This is a genomic window from Mucilaginibacter sp., assembly GCF_035492695.1.
GTDB lineage: Bacteria > Bacteroidota > Bacteroidia > Sphingobacteriales > Sphingobacteriaceae > Mucilaginibacter.
The window spans coordinates 442012-466815 of the sequence record NZ_DATJJC010000012.1; the positions used below are offsets into that span (position 1 = coordinate 442012).

Annotated in this window: 27 protein-coding genes and 1 tRNA gene; 17 read left to right on the forward strand and 11 right to left on the reverse strand. The window is 44.3% G+C overall.

The window, feature by feature from the left end:
- The first annotated feature begins 45 nt into the window (after positions 1 to 45).
- The 12 genes from VL525_RS08715 to VL525_RS08770 all read left to right on the forward strand — a co-directional run bounded on the left by VL525_RS08715 (position 46) and on the right by VL525_RS08770 (position 11760).
- Positions 46 to 1560, forward strand: coding sequence for an ADP-ribosylglycohydrolase family protein (locus tag VL525_RS08715; protein ID WP_325385474.1), 1515 nt, complete (start codon positions 46 to 48; stop codon positions 1558 to 1560).
- Between the two features lie 354 nt (positions 1561 to 1914).
- The gene (locus VL525_RS08720; protein ID WP_325385477.1) at positions 1915 to 2592 is read left to right on the forward strand and encodes a hypothetical protein; all 678 of its coding nucleotides are present in this window, start codon (positions 1915 to 1917) and stop codon (positions 2590 to 2592) included.
- A 166-nt stretch (positions 2593 to 2758) separates the two neighbouring features.
- A tRNA-Ser gene (locus tag VL525_RS08725) sits at positions 2759 to 2849 on the forward strand.
- 358 nt (positions 2850 to 3207) lie between these two features.
- Positions 3208 to 3648 carry a MarR family winged helix-turn-helix transcriptional regulator gene (locus tag VL525_RS08730; RefSeq protein WP_325385479.1) on the forward strand — a complete coding sequence of 147 codons (441 nt, stop codon included), beginning with the start codon at positions 3208 to 3210 and terminating at the stop codon, positions 3646 to 3648.
- A gap of 20 nt (positions 3649 to 3668) precedes the next feature.
- Positions 3669 to 6293, forward strand: coding sequence for a phosphoenolpyruvate synthase (gene ppsA, locus VL525_RS08735; RefSeq protein ID WP_325385481.1), 2625 nt, complete (start codon positions 3669 to 3671; stop codon positions 6291 to 6293).
- 118 nt (positions 6294 to 6411) lie between these two features.
- Complete coding sequence (locus tag VL525_RS08740) at positions 6412 to 7131, forward strand: LytTR family DNA-binding domain-containing protein (protein WP_325385483.1); 720 nt, start codon at positions 6412 to 6414, stop codon at positions 7129 to 7131.
- A gap of 169 nt (positions 7132 to 7300) precedes the next feature.
- Entirely contained in the window at positions 7301 to 7744 is a 444-nt protein-coding gene (locus VL525_RS08745; protein ID WP_325385485.1) for a hypothetical protein, read from the forward strand.
- A 110-nt stretch (positions 7745 to 7854) separates the two neighbouring features.
- Positions 7855 to 9516: an ATP-binding protein gene (locus tag VL525_RS08750; RefSeq protein ID WP_325385487.1), complete on the forward strand. Its 1662-nt coding sequence runs from the start codon at positions 7855 to 7857 to the stop codon at positions 9514 to 9516.
- 90 nt (positions 9517 to 9606) lie between these two features.
- On the forward strand, positions 9607 to 10170 hold the full coding sequence (locus VL525_RS08755; protein ID WP_325385489.1) for an isochorismatase family cysteine hydrolase: 564 nt from the start codon (positions 9607 to 9609) through the stop codon (positions 10168 to 10170).
- A gap of 71 nt (positions 10171 to 10241) precedes the next feature.
- Entirely contained in the window at positions 10242 to 10817 is a 576-nt protein-coding gene (locus VL525_RS08760; RefSeq protein WP_325385491.1) for a Crp/Fnr family transcriptional regulator, read from the forward strand.
- Positions 10818 to 10882: 65 nt separating this feature from the next.
- Entirely contained in the window at positions 10883 to 11287 is a 405-nt protein-coding gene (locus tag VL525_RS08765; protein WP_325385493.1) for a DUF4267 domain-containing protein, read from the forward strand.
- A 5-nt stretch (positions 11288 to 11292) separates the two neighbouring features.
- Complete coding sequence (locus VL525_RS08770; RefSeq protein ID WP_325385495.1) at positions 11293 to 11760, forward strand: hypothetical protein; 468 nt, start codon at positions 11293 to 11295, stop codon at positions 11758 to 11760.
- A gap of 70 nt (positions 11761 to 11830) precedes the next feature.
- Here VL525_RS08770 and VL525_RS08775 read toward each other — a convergent pair whose 3' ends face one another.
- A complete protein-coding gene (locus tag VL525_RS08775; protein ID WP_325385497.1) occupies positions 11831 to 12154 on the reverse strand; it encodes a hypothetical protein in 324 nt (107 codons plus the stop codon).
- Positions 12155 to 12314: 160 nt separating this feature from the next.
- Between VL525_RS08775 and VL525_RS08780 the strand changes: the two genes are divergently transcribed.
- From VL525_RS08780 to VL525_RS08800, 5 genes are all read left to right on the forward strand, one after another.
- Complete coding sequence (locus tag VL525_RS08780; protein ID WP_325385499.1) at positions 12315 to 13286, forward strand: polyprenyl synthetase family protein; 972 nt, start codon at positions 12315 to 12317, stop codon at positions 13284 to 13286.
- The gene (locus VL525_RS08785) at positions 13286 to 14335 is read left to right on the forward strand and encodes a TerC family protein (RefSeq protein WP_325385501.1); all 1050 of its coding nucleotides are present in this window, start codon (positions 13286 to 13288) and stop codon (positions 14333 to 14335) included. Before VL525_RS08780 ends, VL525_RS08785 begins: the two co-directional genes overlap by 1 nt.
- 22 nt (positions 14336 to 14357) lie before the next feature.
- The gene (locus VL525_RS08790) at positions 14358 to 14834 is read left to right on the forward strand and encodes a group II truncated hemoglobin (RefSeq protein WP_325385503.1); all 477 of its coding nucleotides are present in this window, start codon (positions 14358 to 14360) and stop codon (positions 14832 to 14834) included.
- Between the two features lie 104 nt (positions 14835 to 14938).
- On the forward strand, positions 14939 to 15730 hold the full coding sequence (cdaA, locus tag VL525_RS08795) for a diadenylate cyclase CdaA (protein ID WP_325385505.1): 792 nt from the start codon (positions 14939 to 14941) through the stop codon (positions 15728 to 15730).
- A 52-nt stretch (positions 15731 to 15782) separates the two neighbouring features.
- Positions 15783 to 17237: an ankyrin repeat domain-containing protein gene (locus tag VL525_RS08800; protein ID WP_325385507.1), complete on the forward strand. Its 1455-nt coding sequence runs from the start codon at positions 15783 to 15785 to the stop codon at positions 17235 to 17237.
- Between the two features lie 31 nt (positions 17238 to 17268).
- Here VL525_RS08800 and VL525_RS08805 read toward each other — a convergent pair whose 3' ends face one another.
- The 10 genes from VL525_RS08805 to VL525_RS08850 form a co-directional block, all read right to left on the reverse strand.
- The gene (locus tag VL525_RS08805; protein WP_325385509.1) at positions 17269 to 17643 is read right to left on the reverse strand and encodes a hypothetical protein; all 375 of its coding nucleotides are present in this window, start codon (positions 17641 to 17643) and stop codon (positions 17269 to 17271) included.
- 169 nt (positions 17644 to 17812) lie between these two features.
- On the reverse strand, positions 17813 to 18691 hold the full coding sequence (locus tag VL525_RS08810; protein WP_325385511.1) for a hypothetical protein: 879 nt from the start codon (positions 18689 to 18691) through the stop codon (positions 17813 to 17815).
- The gene (gene nrfD / locus VL525_RS08815; protein ID WP_325385513.1) at positions 18675 to 19988 is read right to left on the reverse strand and encodes an NrfD/PsrC family molybdoenzyme membrane anchor subunit; all 1314 of its coding nucleotides are present in this window, start codon (positions 19986 to 19988) and stop codon (positions 18675 to 18677) included. Before nrfD ends, VL525_RS08810 begins: the two co-directional genes overlap by 17 nt.
- A gap of 16 nt (positions 19989 to 20004) precedes the next feature.
- Entirely contained in the window at positions 20005 to 20934 is a 930-nt protein-coding gene (locus VL525_RS08820; protein ID WP_325385515.1) for a 4Fe-4S dicluster domain-containing protein, read from the reverse strand.
- 29 nt (positions 20935 to 20963) lie between these two features.
- The gene (locus VL525_RS08825; RefSeq protein ID WP_325385517.1) at positions 20964 to 21227 is read right to left on the reverse strand and encodes a hypothetical protein; all 264 of its coding nucleotides are present in this window, start codon (positions 21225 to 21227) and stop codon (positions 20964 to 20966) included.
- A gap of 180 nt (positions 21228 to 21407) precedes the next feature.
- On the reverse strand, positions 21408 to 21815 hold the full coding sequence (locus VL525_RS08830) for a c-type cytochrome (protein WP_325385519.1): 408 nt from the start codon (positions 21813 to 21815) through the stop codon (positions 21408 to 21410).
- Positions 21816 to 21881: 66 nt separating this feature from the next.
- Positions 21882 to 22853, reverse strand: coding sequence for a DUF5777 family beta-barrel protein (locus VL525_RS08835; RefSeq protein WP_325385521.1), 972 nt, complete (start codon positions 22851 to 22853; stop codon positions 21882 to 21884).
- A gap of 21 nt (positions 22854 to 22874) precedes the next feature.
- On the reverse strand, positions 22875 to 23258 hold the full coding sequence (locus VL525_RS08840; RefSeq protein ID WP_325385523.1) for a hypothetical protein: 384 nt from the start codon (positions 23256 to 23258) through the stop codon (positions 22875 to 22877).
- Between the two features lie 14 nt (positions 23259 to 23272).
- The gene (locus VL525_RS08845; RefSeq protein WP_325385525.1) at positions 23273 to 24058 is read right to left on the reverse strand and encodes a YceI family protein; all 786 of its coding nucleotides are present in this window, start codon (positions 24056 to 24058) and stop codon (positions 23273 to 23275) included.
- 203 nt (positions 24059 to 24261) lie between these two features.
- Positions 24262 to 24795, reverse strand: coding sequence for a hypothetical protein (locus VL525_RS08850; RefSeq protein ID WP_325385527.1), 534 nt, complete (start codon positions 24793 to 24795; stop codon positions 24262 to 24264).
- Positions 24796 to 24804: the final 9 nt, after the last annotated feature.

The window sequence follows — 24804 nt, forward strand, 5'->3', positions numbered from 1 at the left end:
TGCGGGGGCTGAGTTTTATTGATAAAGAATAAGTAAATTTATCGTATGAGAAGATACCTGGTAATGGCATTGCTGATCTGTTTCGGTATGCAGTCGTTCGCCCAAAAGCAGACGCCCCCGCGCCTTATCACCCTGACTAAGGAGCAGTTGAAAGACAAGATCATGGGGGGCTGGGCCGGGCAAACCATTGCGGTAACCTTTGGCGGACCGTATGAATTCCGTTTCGACGGCACTTTTATACAGGATTACCAGCCGCTGTTGTGGTACGATGGCTACCTGAAAAAAACCATGATAGAAACCCCGGGTCTGTATGACGACTTGTATATGGACCTCACTTTTGTGGATGTTTTTGAAAAATACGGACTGGATGCGCCTGTCGATTCATTTGCCAATGCTTTTGCACATGCAGGGTATATGTTATGGCATGCCAACCAGGCGGCGAGGTATAATTTGCTTAACGGGATTAAAGCCCCGGCCTCGGGAAATTGGCTGAACAACCCGCATGCGGACGATATAGATTACCAGATAGAAGCAGACTTTGCTGGATTGATGAGTCCGGGGATGCCCAATACAGCCTCGAAGATCAGTGACAAAATTGGTCATATCATGAACTATGGCGACGGCTGGTATGGCGGCGTATTTATTGGCGCGATGTATACCCTCACTTTTACTTCAAATGATATTGATCATATTGTAAACGAGGCACTCAAGACTATTCCACAAAATACCACCTACTATAAATGCATCAGCGATGTGATCAAATGGCATAAGCAATACCCTGCCGACTGGCATCAAACCTGGTTTGAACTGCAAAAGAAATGGTCGTCGGAAACGGGCTGCCCTGATGGTGTTTTCGCTGCTTTCGATATCGACTCCAAGATAAACTCGGCTTACGTTGTTCTTGCCTTGCTATACGGAAATGGCGACTACACGAAAACATTAGAGATAGCTACGCGCTGTGGCCAGGATGCGGATTGCAATCCTTCGTCTGTCGGCGGTATTTTAGGCTCAATGCTTGGTTATAAAAAAATACCGGCTTATTGGAAAATGGGGCTCAAGGACGCCGAATCGATCGATTTCAAATATACTACCATGTCGCTGAATAAGGTTTACGAAATAGGGTTCAGGCATGCTTTACAAAACATCGAACGCAACGGCGGTAAAGTAAGCGGGGATAAGGTTACTATTCTTGCCCAGGCACCCAAAACGGTAAGGTGGGAGCAAGGCTTTACGGGAATGCACCCTTTACAGAAGACAGCATTGGACGGAGATATTAACCTGAAAGAAGTCAACTTTGGATTTACAGGAACCGGATTTGTATTAAAGGGCGAAGCGCAAAAGATAAAGCCAGAATCGGCAGACTATACCTTTGAGGCAGAAGTTTGGATAGACGACAAGAAAGCCGAAGTGGTAAAGCTTCCCACCAATTTTACTACCCGCCGCCAGGAACTATGCTGGAAATATAAATTGCCGGCAGGGCGGCATTCTGTGCGCGTAAAAGTGCTTAATCCCGATCCCGGTTACAGGTTAAATAGTTATGAGTATTTAACCTATAAATAATTCGTAAACCACGATAATACCCCCGGGCCTGCACCTGGCATCCTTTGGTCGCTTTTCCGATATTCCGAATAATGTGCCACTCATTTTGCACCAGCGCCTGATATCGGAAATGTCAGGCTGTTTTATAGGACATTGCTATTTTGTTTAACCAATGGGCTAAAACCAGAATAATGGCACCTTATTTATTTCTTATTGAGAAATATATTACCTAATATTTAATACTATTTTTTTGCTTAATGATTAAGAACTTTATATACCCAAACGCCGTATAAATAGCCACAAAACATATATGATATAGATATTATTGTTAAAAAAGGAAACCATTTTACCATTAACCAAACCACTCACAACACAATGGCAACCATTGCATCTCCACGAAATTTTTCATACTATCTCAGGAAAGGGTATCTTCTGTCGGACCTGACCAAAAAGATATTTTCGGGAAACTACTATCACAGCAACACCTCCTACTATAAAACGTTGCTGAGCCAGTATACAAATTTCTCGAACTACACTGAAATATTTGCAGGGTCGACAAAATTAAGCACCATACATACCTGCATTAACATTCAGCAAGGCATACTTGGCGCCAATGCAAGGGCAGTAACCGGCAAATACGGAAAACCTGATTTTATTTTTACAGAAAAAAGCCTGTCCATTTACGTTTACAAATGGAGGTTCAACGGCCTTAAAACCCGCTGCGAAGTGCATCTGTATAACGATAAGGTGTTCCTGGTGAATTACGTTTACAATCAATTGGCAAAGCACGAACGTGATTATATTGTAGATACCATCGCAGGCAAATACCTGGAAAAGTGCAGCAACCGGGTTGATCTGATGCATAGTAAGATAAGCGACAATAATAACAATGTCCTTATGGTGGATGATTTTTTGATGGGGTTGAAGATCACTTATCTCAGCACCAGCGAATCGGATTGGTACGAGAGAATGATCTCTGAAATAAATGAAAAAAAGGCCCGGTACGAGCTAAAAATTAAAACAGGCGAAAGAAGATTATATAATAAATTATAAGCTACTGATCATTTTATATTATACGAACGTCATTCGCTATCCGGCGAATGGCGTTTTCTGTTTAGGCTTGTTCATGGCCTGGGGCACTTTAATCCAAATCAAAAACAAAGTGGATGAATCGTATTGTCCTAACGGGCAAATATCTTACCTTTGCAATCCAAATTCCGGAGAGGTGTCTGAGTGGTCGAAAGAGCACGCCTGGAAAGTGTGTATACCTCAAAAGGGTATCGAGGGTTCGAATCCCTCCCTCTCCGCCAAAGAAAATGCTGGCCGTCGACAGACGGGCGGCATTTTTTCATTTTAGGCAATCGGAACTCATTCCATAGAGTGTAAAATGAAGAATGACGATAGCGCAGCGACAGCATTTTCCTTAAAGCCCCCGTCAAGGGATCAATAAAAATAATCCATCCTTCTCCGCAAAACTAAATCGGTGTTCGCTCTGCGGGCATTTTTATTCCGACTGCCCGCTTTATTAAAAAACGCCCTCCTGCTGCTATTATTGCGCTCAAAAAAATATACTTAATACCTGTAAAAACTATTTGGAAAGGTCATAAACTTGCTATTATCTTTGTAACTAAGATATTTATTTGATAAGATAAAATGAATGAGGAATTATTGAAACAAGTCAGAAAGCTGAACCAGCAGTATGCGTACACATCCATACAGATGCACGAAACTATTGGCAGAAAGGCGGGACTTTCCGGAACTGATCATAAGTACCTGGGATTTTTGATAGTAAAAGGAGAGATGACCGCAGGTGAGCTTTCAAATTTAACCGGGCTTACAACCGGCGCCGTTACAGGTTTGATAGACAGGTTTGAGAAGAAAAAACTGGTTAAACGGCAACATGCTGCAGACGACAGGCGAAAGGTTATCATTAAGCCCAATATTGAAAAGATAATGGCGCTTTTTGAGCCGCTTTACCGGGAATTCCGAAGCAAAACCGAAAAGCTTGCTGCTGCATTTTCAAATGAGGAGATCAGAGTAATTGAATCGTATTTGGCGGGCTCGGTAGAAATAATGGACGGGATAATAAAGAAACTTAACAGCAAATAATTGCGGAAAGGAATTGCCAGGTGGAAAATATAAGCAGATACATACTTAGCTTCAAAGAGACAAGTAAAACGAAATTCGGGCTGACGGGGGGTAAGGGCGGCAACCTGGGCGAGTTGTTCCGCATCCCTGGAATAAAGGTGCCCGGGGGATTTTGCGTAACGACCCGGGCCTATAAAAAAGCCATCGGCGCCAACAAGGAACTTGACAGTTTGCTGAATGAATTAGCGCAGCTCAAGGCGGAAGAGCGTGGGAAAATCAAAGATGTAAGCGCCGGTATACGTAAGATTATCGAAAGCATGCCCATTCCCGGTGATATTGAAAAAGAGATCGTGGATCATCTGAAGGCGCCTGGTGAAAATAAACCCTTTGCCATACGGTCGAGCGCCACGGCGGAAGACCTGCCCTCGGCGTCGTTCGCCGGGCAGCAGGATACCTATTTGAATATTATCGGCGAGCGATCCATCCTGACGCATATCAGCAAATGCTGGGCATCGCTTTTTACGGAAAGGGCAATAACCTATCGTATTCAAAATGGCTTCGGCCATCGAAAAGTGCAGCTGGCTGTGGTTGTTCAAAGCATGGTCTTCCCATCGGTATCAGGAATTTTGTTTACTGCCGACCCGCTCACAGGCAACAGGAGAATATCATCGATAGATGCGGGCTTTGGTCTAGGCGAGGCATTAGTCTCGGGACTGGTAAATGCCGATAATTACAAAGTGTGCGACGGCAGGATCACCGATAAAAAAATAGCTGCAAAAACCCTGGCTATTTATCCCGCGGAAACCGGTGGTACAAAGAAGCAGGACATAGCATACGGGAAGCAGAACGTGCAGGCCCTTACCGATGAGCAAATAGTGCAGCTTGAACAGATAGGCAGAAGGATAGAAAAACACTTTGGCTGCCCGCAGGATATTGAATGGTGCCTTGCTGAAGGCGCGTTTTATATTGTTCAGAGCAGGCCTGTAACCACATTATACCCGGTGCCCGCGGCGAACGATGAAGAAAAACATGTGTATGTATCTGTCGGCCATCAGCAAATGATGACGGACGCTATGAAGCCACTGGGTTTATCGCTGTGGCAATTGACGGCTTTCAGGCCCATGTTTAAAGCGGGAGGGCGGTTATTTGTCGATATAGCTGCTAACCTGGCAACGCCTGGCGGCGCAAAAGCTATGATAGAAGCCATGGGACAGCATGACCCGCTTATAAAAGAGGCCTTGATCATCATAACGGAACAAAGGGATTTTATAAAACCGGCGCCAGGTAATAAAGAGGAATTGCAGCCTATAAAAAGCAGCAAAGGTAAATCGGCGGCAGAGATACTTGCCCAAGTCGAAAACGATCCTGTTATCATTTCCGAACTTATAGGGCAAAGCCAGGCCTCTATAAAAAAGTTAAAGCAGGATGTCCGGGTCAAATCGGGGTCTGGAGCATTCGACTTTGTAGTGGACGCTATTCAGCAGTTAAGAAAAACCATGCTCGACCCGCGAAGCAGGGCTGCAATTGTAGCCGCCATGGATGCATCGGTATGGTTAAACGACAACATGCTGGCGTGGCTGGGCAAAAAAAATGTGGCCGACACGCTTTCCCAGTCCGTACCCAACAACGTCACCTCGGAAATGGGGCTCGACCTGCTGGACGTTGCCGACGTAATAAGGCCATATCCTGAACTGATAGCTTACTTGAGAGATATAAAAAACGAGCGTTTTATGGAGGGGATGGGTAAGTTTAACGGGGGAAAGGAAGCACGGGATGCCATTAACCATTATTTGGATAAATACGGGATGCGTTGCGCGGGAGAGATAGATATTACCAGGCTGCGGTGGAGCGAGCGGCCGTCCGCGCTGGTCCCAATGATACTGAACAATATCAAACATTTTGAACCCGGCGCCGCAAAGCGAAGATTTGAACAAGGACGACAGGAGGCTTTGAGATTGGAAGAGGAGTTATTGGAGCGATTAAAACAGTTGCCGGGCGGCGAACAAAAGGCCATCGAAACGAAACAAATGATCGGCCTGCTTCGCAACTTCGCAGGGTATCGCGAATATCCGAAATATAGTATCATCAGTCATTACTTTGTGTGTAAGCAGGCATTGATGAAAGAGGCGGCGCAACTTGCTAAGGCCGGGATAATACGGGAAGAGGAAGATGTTCACTATCTTACTTTTGAGGAATTTCGCGGTGTGGTGCAGACAAGGAAGCTAAACACAAAGCTTATCAGCCGGCGCAAAGCCGAACATAAACTATTTGAAAAGCTGACCCCGCCGCGCGTTATCACTTCTGATGGAGAGATCATCACAGGTAAGTATGATCACGAAGATCTACCCGCCGGGGCTGTCACAGGCCTGGCAGTTTCTTCGGGAATTATAGAAGGGCGGGCCAGGGTTATCCTGAATATGGAAGATGCCCGCCTGGAGGACGGCGACATATTAGTTACCACCTTTACCGATCCGGGTTGGACACCTTTGTTCGTGTCGATAAAAGGACTTGTCACCGAAGTTGGCGGACTAATGACCCATGGGGCTGTCATAGCACGCGAATATGGCCTGCCGGCCGTAGTTGGTGTGGAGAACGCTACCAAACTGATCAAAGACGGGCAACGGATACGGGTGAACGGAACGGATGGGTATGTAGAAGTACTCTAAATTGCACCCTGCTATTTCTTGCCAGATTAAATGACCCGTTGTGAAATTTGCTATTGCCGGGATAAGATTTTATTTGATAACTTTCAAACGAATTTTCCCGGTGAATTAAATATTACAAATGGGTAATAAAATCAATTGCATTTTAGTAGACGATGACCCTGAAGTGGTAGAATACCTGGCTGATTTTATAAACGAGACCCCCTTTTTGAACCTGGTCTCGTCCCACAACAATCCGGTAGATGCATTAGCCTCGCTTGAGCAAGGCGGGGTGCAGCTTATTTTGCTGGATATCAATTTGCCGGGTATTGATGGAATGACATTTGCAAAAACGATTTATGGGCATTCAGGTGTAACAGGGCCTAAAATAATTTTTATCAGCGGTTCAGGGGAGTATGCACTTGAGGGCTATAAAGTTGATGCGCTTGATTACCTGTTAAAACCTTTTACGTACGAAGAGTTTATTAAGGCTGCCTATAAGGCAAAAACCTACTTTGATTCGCAGGAAAAAACGAAAACCGGAGCCGATCATATTTTTCTGAAAGTGGAGCATGAACTTGTCCGCGTGCTTTATGACGAGATCATGTATGTAGAGAGCATGAAAGATTATGTAAAAGTGTTCTTATCCAGCGGCGGGGTGATAACAGCCCTGTCCACTTTAAAAAATATCGAAGAAACATTGCCGCCTTCACGATTTATGCGGATACACCGCTCTTTTATTATTTCGGTTGACAAAATAACATCTATTCAGCATCTGACTGTGAAGATCGGTAAGGTTACAATTCCTGTGTCCGACCCTTATAAACCCCAATTCAAACATCATTTTCAAAACTGGCTGTAGCGTTTGGCAAGCACCTGCGGACGCTTTTAGCAAGCTTTTCGTCGGATGGTTGCTGCTTTCCGTCGAACGTTCTTCCCCGGGTTACATCTTATATCTTTTTTTGTGTAGGTTTTAAATATAGATGCCTGTGGATCACCACTGGCAGCGAGGTAATTTAAATAACACTATTATGAAAAAGATAAGTTTAATTTTGATATTATGCACTGTGTATATGTATTCATATGCGAATACAGGGCCTATTGCAGATACGACCGTAATTGGCCCGCAAGCCAATAAACAAGTTTTGAAACTAAATGTTAAGCTTGCTAAATTACAGGTCGACCTGGCAAAAGTACAGAACCGGATACCTGATGATGAAGAAAAGGTAAAACAAACCCAGGCCGACTCTAAGAGTGCATTGGAAAAAAGCCGTGATAAATCGGCCGATGCTGTAGGCGGCGACGCCGGGGATGCAAAAAAAGCAGCAAAAACTGCAAAAGCGGCAGCCAACGCCACGAGAGATGCAGAGAAAGCTGCCAGGAAGCTGGAAGATGACCAGGATAAAATAAAAAGCTTGAATGAAGACATTGATAAGGTCAGGGAAAAAATTGCCGAACTTCAAAAAGGCGATTAAGTTTCCGGTCAATTATTCAGGATAGGAATGTGAATTGGTTATACATGCCGGCGCTTTAACGCCGGCATAATTTATATATGGCAAAAATTTTATTTGATAAACCGGGCAAAATGAGTGGAATTCTGCAGAAATTATTTATCGTTTTTCTGCTGGTTACTTTTGCTGTGACAGTAGGGTCGTTCATTTTAAGGAACTCTATCTCGGTGAAACTGGAACGACTTACCGCACAATTGGAACAGCCATCACAGCAATTAGAGATCGGGTCGACGTTGCTTGATCTGAGCGTAGCTGAAAATGAGTTCCAGAAAGCCAGCGAAGGGGGTAAAGAGGAAGATCTGGCGGCATACAAGGACCGGCTGAAAACTATTTTTGAACAGGTTGCAATTATTTTACATAAATACCAGGCGGATAGTTCCCGCTATTTCCCCGGCAGCAAGCAGCAAATTGCACTTGCCGTTCAGCGAAAGGTGGCAGTTTCTCAACACCTTTTTGAGTTGAAAAGACATTTCGACTCGTTGCTGAAGGTAACCACGTTAAGCGCTATTGATGCAACCGGCAAGCTCAATAAACCTGTTGACCCGCTTGTACTTACTAAAAATAATCCGGCAGATACTGTAGTAGCTACCCGCGTCGAGTCTAACAAGAACGGTTTATTGAGAAGGCTTAAGGATGCTATTTCGAACAAAAATTCGGTTAAGGTTTTAACTATTAAAGAAAAACAGGATAAGGCCACATTGCTGCGTATGCAAAGGCAGAACGAAAAGGATCTGCTGCGCCAGCTTAATAAGCAATACGGCAGTATTTTACAATCCAACCAAAAACTCATCTCTGCCAATTTGAACCTGCTTAACGAACTGCATCAATTGCTGACAGACTTGCAGGATATCGAAAATATCGCTTATCAAAAAGCGCGCGAAACAACGCTAAGGGAATACCAGCAAACTACCCGTGATCTGAATACTTTTACTGCTATAGCGTCGGCCCTTCTTCTCGTATTTGTTCCTTTGCTTATTGTTTACATCCGCAAAGTTACAGCCACCGAGCGGAATTATCAGTTGGAAAACCGCCGGGCTGTAACTTTGGCCAGCGAAAAATCTGAAATATTGGCCATAGTGAGTCACGAGATACGCAATAAGCTTATGGCCATAACCGGTGCGGTTTTTATGCTGAATAAAACTAAGATGCTGCCGGAACAGGAAAAGAAGCTGGCATCAATTAACTTGTCTTCGGGTATGTTAATTGAGACCGTAAATAATATACTTGACGTAAGTAAATTGGAGCAAAAGGCGCCGGAAGCTTTGCGGGAGGAAGTATTTGAGCCCTTTAAAGAAATAAGCAACTCAATTGACGCGATGCGTTTTATGGCGGAAAACAAGGGCCTTGAAATGGATGCTTCCTTTTCAAATCCGGAGGGTGTACAGGTGGTTGGTGATTCTTTTCGTTTAAAGCAGATCATGATCAACTTACTGAGCAATGCTATAAAATATACCGGCGACGGCCAGATCACGATCACTGCGAACCTTACAGAAAGTGACGGTGGGGTATACCTTGATGTCAAAGTAGCTGATACGGGTGCCGGCATTTCACTAAAAAACCAGGGGATGCTATTCAACCCGTACTACCAGGTTAGCGGCAGTAAACCCGGCACCGGCCTTGGATTGTACCTGTGCAAGCACCTGGTTACGCTTCAGCAAGGCAAAATTATTTTGGAAAGCCAGGAGGGTAAGGGTACCAGCGTCACATTCACGATTCCTTATAAAACTTACAATTAGCGGGTTTTTCTATTCATGTAAATAAATCATTACATCGCAGCAAAACAGCTTGAGCCGCTTAAGTTTGCCTCATCTTACTTACCAAAAAACATGAAAACACGCAACCAGGATACCGCCCTGCTGGTAATGGATATGCAGTCGGCCATCATTGGCAGCCTGCCAAACCCGTCTGTAGTTACATCGGGTGTAGCCAAAGCTATTACTTATGCGCGCAGTAATTCGATACCGGTTTTGTACGTCATTGTCGGGTTCAGGCAGGGAATGCCCGAAATAAGCCCGAACAATGTGGCATTTTCAGGATCCAGGGAAAGGATGGCAGCCATAGGCGCAGAGGAGTGGATGAAGATCCATCCCGATGTGATGCCCCTGGCCGATGAACCTGTTATTGTAAAACGGAGGGTGAGCGCCTTTACAGGAAGCGACCTGGAGGTTATTCTTAGCGCGAAAGGTATACAGCATATTATACTAACAGGTGTGATAACAAGCGGCGTTGTATTATCTACTACACGGGAAGCCGCCGACAAGGATTACCGCATTACCATATTATCGGACGCCTGTGCTGACAGGGACGACGAAGTTCATCGGGTACTGACGACCAAAGTATTCCCCCGGCAGGCAGAGGTAATGACGGTAGGTGAGTGGGCGCGAGTATAAAAGTTTAGGAGCAAAGGTTTGCCGTTAAAAACAGTGTAACGTTAAATGTAAATTTCGCATACTTGCATTCAATGGAACTACTCCTTGAAAACATCAGAAAATACATCCCGCTTTCACACAGTGATGAGAAAACAATAGGCAGTTTATTTCACAGAAAATTAATACATAAGGGAGGTCATTTGCTCAAAGCAGGTGACGTTTGCCGTTATGTTACCTTTATTGAAAGTGGACTTGTGCGATATTATATTAATCAGGATGGCGAAGAGAAGACCAATTATTTCAACAAAGAAGGCGAGTTTGTTTGTGATTACATGAGTTTTTTACCACAGGGACCGTCCCGGGTAAATATACAAGCATTGGAAGATACGGTTATCTGGGTGATCAATCATCATGATTTGCAACTATTATACAAGGAAGTTGTTCATGGAGAACGTTTCGGCCGCCTGGCTATTGAAAGCGTATTTGTACAGATAATCGGGCAGATAGCATCAATGTATACCGATACGCCCGAGATACGTTATACCAGGTTCATAACAAACTACCCGGACCTTGTACAGCGCACGCCACAATACTATATCGCATCATATGTTGGGGTTAAACCGCAGTCCTTGAGTCGCATTCGCAGACGCATTGCAAGCACGCATTAATTAACCCGGGTGCATGAATCTGCAATTTCCATTGGGGAACTTTGTGCTATTAAATATTAATAGACATGAAAACAACCAACGAAATCAATCCATGGGGTATCCATTCAGTATCTTTTTGGATGACAATGTTAATTGCATTAGGGATAATTTTTTTAGGCGCGAGGTTCATAATTAATCCTGCGGCCGGTGCCGCCGGCTTTGGGGTGCCTTTTTCCAATGACGCCGATCTTCCGTATGGAAGGATTAAAGGTATACGCGATATTTTCTCAGGCCTGGTGTTGCTCCCTCTTCTATTGCAGCGCATGCGCAGGGCGACTGCGTGGGCATTCACTACAGCCATAATAATTCCGGCTACCGATTGCCTTATAGTTTTAACGACCAACGGTCCGACGGACATGCAGCACATCCTCATTCACGGTCTCACCGTGGCCTACATGGCAATAACCAGTTTTTTACTATTCAAAAAATAATGGCGATGAATACTATGACTTTATTGCAGGTTTGTCTGGTGATACACCTGGCCGGCCTCGCGTTAATGGCGGGAACCATTGTAACAGAATATATCGTTTACCAAATCTTATCAACACGTTTTGAGCGGCAAGGTCTTGCATCTGACGGCCTGGCCGATCTTGCGGCGCGATTCCCGGCAATACTGGGTATCGGCGCGGGGGCGCTGATATTATCGGGTATAGGTTTATTTATATTAACCCAGGGAGCATTCGGCCACCAGCTTTGGTTCCAAGTCAAAATTTTATTGATAGTTGTCCTTGTATTGAATGGATTCCTTGTGGGCGGGAAATATGAGCGGAAGTTGAAAGATGCAATTACAGCAAATAAATCAGACCAGGTAAAGAGTGCAGCTATAGGCCTCGGGCGATTTTCCCTTATCCAGGCAATGCTGTTTTTAATCATTATTATTTTGGCAGTATTCAAGTTCAATTGATCGATCGCTCGTTCACAAAAAAGCGCCCCGGCCAATCGCCGGGACGCCCACAAAAGCAACCACACTAAAATTAACCTCTCACACGGTCGTTATGCTTTTTACGGTATATGGCGCGGCTGGTGCGGGCCTGCTCGCGGCGGATATGTTTGCGCTCGGCAGGTGTTACGCGGCCGTCGGCTTTAGCTATACGCTTATCGTGCTGTATCTTTTTTTCGCGCAACTGCAAATTGCGCGATTCATTGCGGGTTAGCTCGCCGCTGCGCACGCCCTGGTGTATGCGCCGTTCCTGTTTAACTTGTTTATGGTTTACAACCGGGGTACGGGTTTGCGCACTTGCTATCGAGGTAATGGCCAAAGCTGCAACCAGTACGCCTCCAAATATTTTGATATTCATTTTCTTCTGTTTTTAGTTTTTATTCGTGTTATTTAACATATAGAGCGATACAGGAGCACGTTGGTTTAATCGTTTCGTAAAAATTTCCCGTAACATCGCGGATACACATTTTTAGCTTATGTTTGTGCCATTGCCAAAAAAGGCAAACCTGTAATCTTCAATGCCGGGGATCAACGAGATCAAAAAGCCTATAGCAGCACAAATTGACGCCTTCGAGGAAAGGTTTAAATCCTCTATGCAAAGTTCTGTGCCGCTGCTCGATCGTATTACCCATTATATTGTAAAGCGCAAAGGCAAGCAGATAAGGCCGATGTTCGTATTCTTTTCCGCCAGTATTTGCGGGGGGATCAACGACTCGACACACCGCGGCGCGGCACTGGTGGAATTGCTGCATACCGCTACGCTCGTGCACGACGACGTAGTGGACAATTCCTATCAAAGACGTGGCTTTTTCTCTATCAACGCATTGTGGAAAAACAAGATAGCCGTATTGGTGGGCGATTTTTTGCTATCGAAAGGTTTGTTGCTTTCAATCGAGAATAATGATTTTGAACTGCTGCGGATAGTATCCGAGGCTGTAAAGCAGATGAGCGAGGGCGAATTGCTGCAGGTAGAAAAGGTGCGGCGAATGGACGTGGACGAACCTGTTTATTACGAGGTTATCCGCCAGAAAACAGCGTCATTGATAGCTTCCTGCTGCGCTTGTGGTGCGGCCTCGGCAGGCGCTGATAAGGAAACTATTGAGAGAATGCGCCTGTTTGGCGAGAAGATCGGTATCGCCTTCCAGATAAAGGATGATATGTTCGATTTTGGTACCGACGACGTGGGCAAACCTTTGGGGATTGATATCAAGGAAAAGAAAGTAACCCTGCCGCTAATATACGCATTGAACCACGCCCCATCAGGCGAACGCAAGCGCATGATCAACCTGGTAAAAAATCACAACGACGACCCCGAGAAGATAGCCGAAATCATCAAATTTGTGAACGACACAGGCGGATTACAGTATGCCGAAACCCAAATGAAAAAATACCAGGACGAGGCTTTTGAAATTTTAAATACCTTTCCCGAAAGCGACTCGCGCAAAGGTTTGGAACAATTAGTGCGGTTTACTACCGAAAGAAATAAATAATGCCAAGCGAACTTATTTTTATAACCGGATTTGTAGTTTTCATCTTTATCATGATGGCCATTGACCTTGGCCTGTTCGGTAAATCGGACAAACCTGTCAGCCTGAAGCAGGCCGCGATCATGAGCGGTGTCTGGGTTTCGCTGGCTTTGGTATTTTATGGGCTGATATTTCAATACGGGCATTTACTGCATCATGTTGAGAGCTTTGCAGCGCTGAAGGAAATTAACGAAAAGCATTTTCATCACCTGCAGCTAAATCCGAACGATCTGGCAGGCGGGTTGCAATTGTACCGAAGAAACCTGGCGCTGGAGTTTATTACCGGTTACGTGGTAGAATATGCACTATCGGTCGATAATATATTCGTAATGGTGCTTATTTTTACTGCTTTTGCCGTAGCACCGAAATATTACCACAAAGTTTTACTGTGGGGTATAATCGGCGCAGTAGTTATGCGCTTCCTGTTCATCTTTTTAGGCGCTACACTCATAGCGCAGTTCCATTGGATATTATACTTGTTTGGCGCGTTCCTGGTTTATACCGGGGTAATGATGTTTATCAACCGTAACCAGGAAGATGAAATAGACCCGGAAAACCACCGGGTAGTAAAATTCGCGTCTAAATACTTTTCGGTCCATCCTAAATTCGAGGGCGGGAAATTCTTTGTCAGGGTCGACGGCAAAAAACTTATCACGCCGCTTTTTCTCGTGCTGATGATCATCGAAGTAACCGATTTGGTTTTTGCGGTGGATTCTATCCCGGCTATTTTTTCCATTACTAAAGATCCCTATATCGTATTTTTCTCCAACATCTTCGCTATCATGGGCCTCAGGTCGATGTTCTTCCTGCTGGTGAACATCATTGAAAAGTTCCACTATTTAAAAACCGGCCTCGCCGTGCTGCTCGCATTCATTGGCCTGAAGATGCTGGCTGCGGAGTATGCCGAAAAAATTGGATTAACGACTGGCATTTCCCTGCTTATCATTTTAGGCATACTGGTGGTTAGCATCGGCGCTTCATTGATATTTCCTAAAAAAGAAGTGAAACCATAGATTTGAATAAAATCTATGATCTATGACAGAGAATAAACCAATTCCTTCCCTGTACGAATGGGCAGGCGGTATGCAGGTTTTTGAAACTTTGTTCGATAAATTTTATGACAAAGTAGTTGTCGACCCGCTGCTTGAACCGATACTCAGGCACATGTCGCCACAACACCGGTTGCATGTGGCCCACTTTGTTGCCGAGGTATTAGGCGGACCTAAATTATATAGCGAAACCGAAGGAAACCACTTTGAAATGATCAAAAAACATCTTTCGCGTCATCTTACCGACGAACAGCGCAAACGCTGGCTTTATTTGCTCCTTGATACTGTCGACGAATTGAAATTACCTGACGACCCCGAGTTCCGCTCGGCATTCCTGGCTTACCTTGAATGGGGTACCCGCCTGGCTATTATCAATTCGCAATTAGATGAAGTGAACGAACCTACTGATGTGCCCATGCCATCGTGGGGATGGGGTGTACCGGGCGGGCCTTACCAAGGGTAAAGGCGGGATATAAGGGGGCGCAACGATTAGATTTTTATATGCTTATTTGTCTCAAATCTCACGTCTCAAATCTCATATCTAAAAGAAAACATTAACTTCGCTCAATGCATTGGTTTGATTTCAGCGGCTTTAAGATCACAGTTTTTTCGGTGCTCGATGTATTGCTGCTGGCTATCATCATTTACCAGCTTTACAACCTGATACGCGGCACCATTGCCGCCAATATTTTTATCGGGCTGGCGCTCATCTACCTGCTGTATTACATCGTTCCGGCATCCAAAATGCCCCTGCTTGCGGGTATATTAAAGAAGGTGGCGGATGTTGGCATTATAGCGGTTATTGTGCTGTTCCAGCAGGAAATACGAAGGTTCCTGCTGCTTGTGGGTAAAAATGCCTCGCTGCAGCGGAATAAGGCCTGGTGGAAATATTTCTTTGGCCGGGCTGATGTGGAAAAGGATAACTATGCCCGCATTAAACCTATTATAGACGCCTGCAAGGGCCTGAAGCAGTCGCGTACCGGTGCACTTATTGTGTTTGCCAAATATTACGACGAGCAGTTTTACCAGAACAGTTGCGAGGTGCTGGACTCAAAAATATCTAAACGACTGCTCGAAAGCATCTTTCAAAAAAATAGCCCCTTACACGATGGCGCGGTCGTGATATCCGAAAACAAAATAAAAGCGGCCAGCTGCATATTGCCGCTGACCGACAAAACCGATCTGCCATTGCAATTTGGCCTGCGCCACCGCGCGGGCATCGGCGTTACCGAAAATAACGAGGCCACAGCCATCATTGTATCCGAAGAAACCGGCGAAATATCCTACGCCAAACAAGGCCGGGTGAAAATGAATATCGGCTTTGCCGAACTGGAGAAATTGCTGAACAAGGATTTTTGATAATGAAAGCTTTATAAAAAGCATTAACTTAGTTTCGCTATATTCCTAAACCATGCGATCATTTCTGTTTTTATTCCTGTCATTTTTTCCCTTAGCCGTCTTTGCTCAGGATGTTACTAACCACCAGGTAGAGCCTGAGGGGGTTTATAAGGAAATAAATCTTTCAAATGATCTAAGGACTATGCAATTGTTATTGGACAGCAATCTGAATCATTCCAGAACTACTCTGATTGATTCTGTGGAAAGAAATGCGAATAGATACACGCCGCCTGTTTTGTATGCCTTGTCTAATATTCTTTTCGCTCAGAATAAGTATAACGACGCCTGCTTTTGGTTTTATTTAGCGCAGCTCAGGGCAAGGTACGATGTCAACAGGTGTGCGGATAAAACGGCAAATGCATCTGCTTATAATCAAAATTTCGGCCAGGTCATCAATGAATATGCTTTTCATCATCTGGATAGTTTGAAAACGATAATTCCAAAGGTGGTGGATTTTGCGAGAACGAACGAAGAGACATATGATCAGCGATGGATAAACTTAACCGGGATGGCTGCTATGACTGTCAGTATAGACAATAAACCGACCGGCGAGCAATTAAGCGTTGATAAAAGTCAATGGCCTGCTATAAAGAAAAAAACGATAGATAATTATTTAAGCGATTTTAAAGATGCTTTAGGGCTTGACAACGATGATACGACTGTTGACAGAAGCAATATGCTTGGGAATGATTATCGTTTATTCAAAGGAACACCGGCCTGGGAACTGGCAAAAGCAGTTCAAAATGAGGACACAGTAAAAATAAAACAAGAAGTAAGCAAAAACAGAAACCTACTTTCATTCACGGAACCCAAGTTTGGTCAGCCCTTATTAAGTTTAGCTGTTCAACACTCAAGCTATAATTCGGTCAAAACACTTTTAGAACTTGGCGCTGACCCTAATATGCAAAGTACTTACTCTGGAGCATCTGCCGTAACAGAGGCGTGTGAACTTGGACTGGGAGGTTTTACTCATGAAGGGGCTGATTCCCGATTTTTACAGTTGGTGTTAAAATATGGAGGTAATCCAAATATAGAAGGGCATAGTAAAGCAGGTTCTGCTTATGGACCTAGACGAACGAAGTCACCATTGTCAATTGCCTCTCAAGAGGGGAATTTGAACTATGTTAAGATACTGGTTGACGCGGGAGCAAATGTCAACTACAATGACGAATACGGATCGAGTCCATTAAGTCTGGCTGCTGAATTCGGATTAAACCCTGACGTGGTTATTTATTTGATCGGGAAAGGGGCGGATTATAAACGGGTATTTTATAAAACTGCTGAAGGTGAGAAAAAATATATCACAGATGAAATGAGAACGTGGCTTTATGATCTTGGATCAGAAGAATACAAAAAGAAAATGCAGTTGGTGGAGTTTCTGAAAAAGAACGGTATGGACTACAGGAAAACTAAAATTCCAGAAGAATACGAAAAAGATTATTCTAAGAAATACTTGGAACAATATTAAACACAACTATGTCAAACACATGGTTAGGTTATCAAGGCGTCACGGGCATTTTCTTCGCCAAAGGATCGACAACTGTTATTTTTTTGATCGGCATGGTGTGATTTATACCACCGCTTTCCAACTTTGCAATGGGCATTTTGTCATTAGAACCCATTTTAACAACCGGCATAGTGCTGTAAAAGGTGCCCGCATCGGTGTTTTCCTTCCATGTATTTACAAAAGCCAGGGAGTTGAGGTTCGGGGTTTCCAGGTACTTTTTGAATTGAGAGCTATCTGACATTTTAAGGCTGGGATAGATCTTTAACGACTTAACAAGCATCGAATCCGCAGGCTTAAAAGCCAGTTGCTGTGCCTTTACTTGTGTGACAATGGCGACAACGAACAGGATCAATAAGGTCTTTTTCATGGTATGCTGATTTTGTTCAGCACTAAATTAGCGTATTCAAATGTTAAAAGTTGTTATTTTTTTAAGGATCAATGTTAAAAAAACAAGCCCCTGCTGATCGGCAGGGGCCATTGGCCAATATTTTTTTCAACTTGCTTATGGTTGAAAGACAAGGCCCGGCACTACACTATCAAATACTTTTACCCAGTTTCCTGATCTTTAAAATATTAAATACCAAGTAGATCAGGATACCCCAAACAGTGACAATAATCGAATACGCTATCAACTGCAGCCATATTGGCGCTTTGTCCCTTGTGGCAAACAGGGTCCGTTCGTTAAACGTGCTTTTGTAAACAAATTTAGAACCCCATGGCACAACTTTCTCGGCCGATACATTCCCAAACTGATCGTTGTCTTCCATTTTGACAACCAGGGTGATATTCCCTTTAGCATCGCCGGGAATACTGTCCCTTTTAAAATCGGCCGATGCCTGGCCGGTCGAATCGGTTGTAAACGTGGGGGTTTCGTTTACCGGCAGGTCGCCACCGAGGCGTCTCACAGCAACTTTCAGGTCGACACCTTTCACCGGAACCCAACTTTCCCCTTTCATTTCAAGTACCGTGGCAGTAATATTTTTATCATCGGTTACTTTTATAGTAACTATCGCCCTGCCAACGGTGACATCCGCTTTTGCTGGTTCGTATTGTTTATTGCCATCGAAAGTGGCCAAAAAAGTGTGACTTACCGAACTATTCCATTCTTTCTTTACCGAAGAAGGAATATTAGCCCAGGCAGCTCCTTTTTCATTTGTTACAACCTGGCCTATGAATGTTCCGGCAGTGTCCTTATCCAGGAACAATTTCAGCGGGATGCCGCCAATGGGTTGAAACCGGCCGTTTATCTTCGATTTCACGTTTACAGATACGTAAGGTATCTGGTTGTTGATGTTGAAATAACTGATGTTTACGCTCAGGTCGCCCTTTTGTGCGCCTTGAGAAAAGCCATCATAGCCAGTCACCAGCAGGGCAATGGATAACAATGCAGCGACTATTTTATTTAGCGGTTTCATGTTGTTCAATTATAGTTTCTTGAATTGGAATGACCGGGAATATCCTGGCCAGTATGGTGATCACCAGTAAAGCGCCGGCTAACGAACCCATGGTGATAGCCCACTCTTCCCAGCTTGGATAATAATGTCGATAGCTTGCCGGAACATCATGCATGGGCAGAAAAGGGTGCAGCAAGGTGGGCGTTACAATCAGGTAACGTTTAAACCAGGCGCCAATGATCACCAGAACACCTGCGATCATAACCGGCAGGGGTTTTCTCCCTTTTTTAAATAAAAGAATGATGGTAGGTACAATCATGCCGGTTAAAATGGCAAACCAAAACACTGTTGAAAAATCGCCGGTGAAAAGGCCATTTAAATAAGCCGCTTCTGATTCCTTCATTTTAAAGAACGGCGTTAAAAACTCGTTAACATTAAAATAGAGATAAAGCATGGCCAGCAATACCAATATGCGCCCCATCTTTTCGAAATGATTTTCGGTAATATATTTTTCAAGATGATAGGCTTTCCTGAAAACATACATGGCCACTACCACAGCGCCTGCACCTACTAAAAAGGCCCCGGCTATAAAGTAAGCACCAAAGTTGGTGCTATCCCAGCCTGGGCGGTAAGTTGTCGCAAACAGCCATGATGTAACCGTGTGTATGGTAAACGCAACGGGGATGATAGCGATACATAGCATATTGATGGCTTTTTCGCTAAGCCTGAACTGGGTGGCAGTACCCTGCCAGAATGAGCCCATGAATTTGTAAAACCTGTACAGCTTCTCACCCGATTGTTGCCTGAAACGCAGCAATATCTTCATATCGGGTAAAAGCGGGTAATACAGTAAAAGGATGCTGATAAAAAAGTAGGTTGTAATAACGATCACATCCCAGATAATGGGAGATTGTATACGACCATGAGTGAACAGGAAATAGAACCTTTCGGGGCTGCCCATATCTACTATGATAATAATGGAAGCAAAAATGATGGCCGCTACGGCAATTATCTCGGCTATCCGGGTAAGTGGCGAACCCCATTTTACGCCCGCTAACCGGAAGATTGCGGTTATTAGCGAACCTACCAGGCTGATGGCCACAAAGAATACGAAATTGGAGATATAGATGCCCCACGAAACATAGTCGCGCATGGCGGTAACTGCCAGGCCGTATCGCAATTGCCGGTAATAGGCGAAAGCGCCAATTAAGCAAACAACGACCAGGGCGGCGGTCCATATTTTGCCCCACTTGCCAAATTTTTGCGGCAGCAGGTCCTGTATTATTTTATCTTCTGCAATTAAATCTGAATTTTCCACGATCAGTTGGATTTAGTTAGGATGGTTGTTTATCATTTTCAAGCCCCGATTGGAAAGGGAAGTTCCGGTTAACCGGTGGCAGGTAGTAAACGCTGGGCTTAGTGCCCAGGTCCTCCATTAAGCGGTAACCGGCTTTATCCTTTATCAGTTCGCTGAAGCGGAAGGTTTCGGCGCCATTGGTAACCGAGTCTTCATTCATATCGCCAAAGAAGAAAGTGCCGTTAGGGCAGGCTGATACACAATGCGGAAGCATTCCCTCGCGGGTCATATCTGCACAAAAATCGCATTTACCCACGGTGCCTTTTTTCTGGGGCACGCTGGTTTCGCACGAATATGGCTGGCTGGCAACTTCTGCCGGTATTTCGGGAGCGCCCCAGTTGAAAACCCTGGTTGAATATGGGCATGCGGCCATACAAAACCTGCAGCCGATACAACGGTCGCTGTCTATGAGGACAATACCGTCCTGCCGTTTGAAGGTTGCGTCAACCGGGCATACTTTTACGCATGGCGGATCATCGCAGTGCATACAGGTCGTTGGTTCCCAATAAGGTGCGGTATGTTCGGCGTCCTCCATCGGCTCTACTTTTATCCAATTCTCGCCGGGGTTCAATTGGTGGGCGTGGTTGCATGCCGATTGACACTTTTTCAGGTTTTTGCACCGGGAAAGGTCAATAACCATAACAAACTTTTTCCCCGGTATGCCAAGCCTTGCTTCGGTGTTGGACACCGGCGGCAAGTGGGGTACGGGTTTAAGAAATGCTTCGTCAACTTCGATCACCTCGCCTTCAACGGATAACAATTTCACCTTTTTGCCCGATGCTTTGGCGGTTTCCTCAGCGCCGGCTTCAAAGGGGTCTTTATTTGAAGTACAACCTGCTAACAGGCCACCGGCAACTGCCAGCCCGGTTAAAAGGAAGTCTCTTCTCGGGTTATTTTCTTGTTCCATTTTTTTTAATTTAAAAAGGTCTTAGAAATCTATTTTTTTATCCAATGCTGCAATTCGGTGTTGGTTACCTTTTTTTTACTTGCCGATACCAGGGATTGGTCGATCTCGACAAGCCGGCCATCCTCGGTTAGCATTTTGATGGTTTTATTTTTACTTGCAAGCTTTTGTTTCCGGAAAAAGGGAAGATTAACTGCGGCCGAAATTGCTGCGAAAGCAGATACAATGCCGACTCCCCAGACAAACTTTCGCCTGGATGGAGAGTTACCGGGGTGTACTTTTTTATTGCTGTCCATAGTACTGGTTGTTTGATGATGTAAAACTATTTATGTGCGGGAACGTGTACCATGATGTCACGCAGGTTAAAAAGTGACTGTCATCACAAAGTCAATTTATTTGTATATTATTGATAATCAAATTGATAAACGGAAAAGCCCGGACTATGCCGGGCTTTTCGCTAATTGTTTGATAAGATATTATTTTTTGAGCGTGCGGATAAAATTTACCAGGCTCCACATGTCATCCGGATCAGGGATCTTCTTTTTGAAGCTTGGCATATCATCCCGGCCCTCGGAAATCTTATAAAAGATAGACCCGTCGGACTGTGTTTGTGCAGTGCCTTTGGTCATATCCTCTGGTTGTGTTTTCAATTGAGCCGCTTTACTGCCGTCGCCAAGGCCGGTTTTTCCGTGGCACGATGCGCAATGCAGGTTCCATAAGGATTTACCATTGGCTATTGATTCCTTACTTGGTTTTACCGGGTTAGCCATTTTGGCATTTTTTTCCGGCACCGGCCAGGGTTTTGTTTGCTGCACGGTTGTGAAAGCGACACACATTACACTTGCAGCAATTGCAGAGGTCGCCAGCATTAATTTAATTTTCATTGGAATAACGATTTAATATTGAACGATGTTTAAAGTTACTTAGAATTTACTGACGGTGGTATCTTTTTAATTCCACAACCTGGTGATATTAAATCCGATAACAAACTTTCCGCCTTTTACCCTTGTACCGTCAGCCTGGGTATAATTGAACGGACTATTTGCATTAAACAGGTTGTTCTTCCCCGGGTTCAACAGCGAATAATTTCCCATGAATAACTGGAAGGTGTGGCCGCTCGTGGCAAACTCAAACCCAAAAGACAAGTTTGGACTGGGGTTGTTTGTAGCGTGCTTCGTGATGGGTTGATCGTAGTTTACCAAAACAGCAGTTGCATCGCTTAATTTATACCTGCCTGAGACGGAAACTGCGAAGTGATCGTGTTTCATTTCCTCGAAGATGGTTTGGCCCGTGCTGTCATTCTTGGTGTAGTACCCGTTTACAGCATTTTGGTGCGTAATACTTGGCGCTACCTGCAGCGACAATTTATCGGAGAACTTCCTGGCAATGATGATCTGGTTAAATGATAGGAAACGGTCCGACTGATGGGCAAACAAATCCTTAGTTGCGTCTTTCCTGGTGTCATAAGACAAATCGCCATAATAAGTAATACTAACCGGTGACTCGCCGGGTGTTTGCTTTAATAGTGCGTATTTGGCGCTTACGTCCCAAAGTTCATCGTATTTATTTAGACCAATACCCAGGTAAAGGTTATTTATTGGAGCGTAGCCAACGCCAATGCGTATGTTTGAGGAGGCATATAATCCCCAAAGGTCACTGTATCCTTTATCGACTGTGCCGAATCTGTGCTGAATATCCATTTCAAATGTGCCTTTAAAAGGTACCATGACAGTTTGGTTATCGATCAGCCAAATACTCTGAAATGTATTTTTCACTGGTTTGGCTTTAACAGGGGCCCCGGCTTCTTTTACTACAGCTGTAGTATCCTGCGCATATGTGGTAGTTTCAAATGATAGGATGCAACTGACCAGGCATGCGCCTGCTGTGAGCAAGCGTTTTGCGAAATTTATTTTTGGTTTCACGTTGTTTTGTTTTAAGGTCAATTAATTGTTTTTAGCCCCGGTTCGGATCCAGTCAAATATCTTTTGCCTATCGGCGGCATCTGGAATGTGTATCTGCATATCCCCATTTATCATGATATATAGCTCGCTTTGTTTAGGAATAAGCGTATTTACATATCCGCCGCTAACCAGGCTGTTGTAGGATACGCCTGTTTCCAGGTCGGGGGCTTGCGCTCCTGCAACATGACATCCCGACAAGGCGCAATTGGTACTCAAAATGGGAGATATATCAGTTTTGAAGCTATAGTTTTGTGGCGGGCCATTTGGGTCAACGCCGGCCTTCGGCAGGATAACATCTTTATAACATCCGGTAAAAGCAATACCAATGGTAAAAAGCAGCCCTATGAATATGATTATCGGTTTCATGGTAATTAGGTTTACTATTTATTGTTAAAGTTTACATTCACCACTATGCTGATGTTGTCGCCCACTTCGGTGTTATTGATACCGAAATCAGCTTTATTTATCTGGAACTCCAGTTTGAGACCGAAATCGCTGTAAGCGCCGCCGGGAACCAGTGCTTCAGGAACATAGGATAGTTTGCCTACATAGGTTTGGGTAGCCGGTGCTGACAACCCACCCTGCCAGGTAAAGCTAAAGGTGGCTATATAACCATTTGAAGCAGGATCGAATTCAACTTTGGTTGTTTTAATATGGGCAACGTTTTGTACTGTTAGGTTTTGAGTGCCGGCTACAATAGCGGTAGTGCCAAAAGTGGTGATTAAACACCCCCCGTCGCGTCCCGGTTCTCCAGTATTGACCGTGTTAAGTTGAACGTATCCTGCAAAGTGTGTTTTCTCAGGAGCGTTTTCGTAAAATGCCCAGGAAGTATCGGGTACCGGCTGTTTGGTAGCGCTATAATTCTGCATCATCGCATCAGTAAGATCGGCCACGCCGAACTGGTTGAATTTCCCGGTCAGGTCCGCGCCAACTTCAAGGAATGGACTTGACCAATTCACGGCGCTATGTACCTTGTCAAATTTCCATTGTGTGGTATCGCCGATGGTGGTACCAGGCAAGTGTACGTGGCTGCCGTGGGTTATTTTTACTGCGGTTGAAACACCGGCAGGCAACGGGTCGTTTTTGTGTGTGCAACTGGCTATAACCCCATAGCCGCTAATGATGATAAGGGCAAACATTAGCATTTTGTTATTGAAGCGTTTCATAAAAAGTATTTTTAAGTGGAAGAATTTTTAATTATTAACGAGTCAAAAGTATCGGGTACAAACTGACAATTCTATGAGGCTAATCAGACAATAGAATGACATTTATCACTTAATTAGGCTGCTTGTAGTCAAATAAAAAAGCACAACAGTCTATATATCAGTTGAATATATTTAAGTCTGAAAAAAGTGTGAAGAAGGCATTTTCAAGCCGAATTAGCTTGCGGCCGTTTTTTGTAATAGGAAAATAAGAGAGACAGCAACACTAAAAAGGCGAGCGTGGCCAGGTTCAGGATAATACTTGCTACATACACTTTCATATCGTTTTTAATCACATCGCTTTCGGTCGATGAGGAAAACAGTTGTACGAACAAGTCGCTTGCCAGGAAAAAGAAAAACACAAGGCTATGTATCAAAGTCAGGACCTTTTTTTTGCTGAGGGCGGGAATCCAAAAGAGCATGGAAAAAAGCGCGAGCAAAATTAACCAGGGTTGCTGGATAACTTGTTTTATGTGTTCAATGGAATAGTCGGGATATATTTTTTTTAACAGAAAACCCAGAAATAAGGTGCCGACCAGCGCATAGGAGAACGGCAGTAGCGCAACAAGCCTTTTTGTGAATTTTCCCTTCAGTGGCGGGGTATCGGCCAAAAACAATACTATACTATAAATTATCGCATAGCCTGAAAAAAAGCCCATCAGCTCAAGTTGCTGGAGGTACACAAAAAAGCCTTTGTCCATAATATAAAG